1 protein-coding gene is annotated in these 662 nt (G+C 41.2%); it reads right to left on the reverse strand.

The window, feature by feature from the left end:
• The coding region (locus HMPREF2711_RS01170; protein WP_141745642.1) for an IS110 family transposase at window positions 1-413 on the reverse strand (413 nt) is incomplete at its 3' end.
• Between the last annotated feature and the right edge of the window lie 249 nt (window positions 414-662).

Raw genomic sequence — 662 nt, forward strand, 5'->3', positions numbered from 1 at the left:
GTGAGATAGTCTAAATATTTTGTGAGTTCTTCAAGTTCCTGCTGATCTTTTTCCGGCGGTTGCCATTCTCTCAATCTGTGGCTTTTTTCTTGGCAATACATGGCTATCAGTTTTGCATCTTGTTTGTCTGTTTTGGCTCTTTGCAGTTCTGATATGGCGTAGCCTTTTATTTTTCTTGGGTTCTCTACGCTGACTTTGTAGTAATTTTTGAGATATAAAGCCAGTTGTTTGTAATATGTACCTGTTGCTTCACAACAGCATTTAAGCTCTGATGTTGCGTGATTTTCATCTAACCACTGCTTGAGTTGTTTAAAGCCTCCTTGTTCGTTCTTAAATTGTTTCTGCCTTTTGCTGTCTTCTTTTATCAGACAGCAGTCTATAGTCTTCTTTGATACGTCTATTCCTAAGTACATTGTTTTACCTTATTAATACGGGCTTTTTATCCCTTGATAGTGTCCAAACTTTAGATGTACGAAAGCCCATGCTGTCTATCTTTGTTCCAGGCTTTATGCCTTTGCCGTACTTTCGCAGTCATGGGCTTTGCTTTCTGTTTCGTCAAACATCAAGCCGTCAATAGGCTGTTTTGCCCATTCACGGCCTGAAGCTCTTTAATTTTGCCTTCGGCGACCCTTTGGGGACGTTCGCCACGTGGCAGGGGTTGG

The sequence above is a fragment of the Neisseria sp. HMSC070A01 genome (assembly GCF_001810165.1).
Taxonomy (GTDB): Bacteria; Pseudomonadota; Gammaproteobacteria; order Burkholderiales; family Neisseriaceae; genus Neisseria.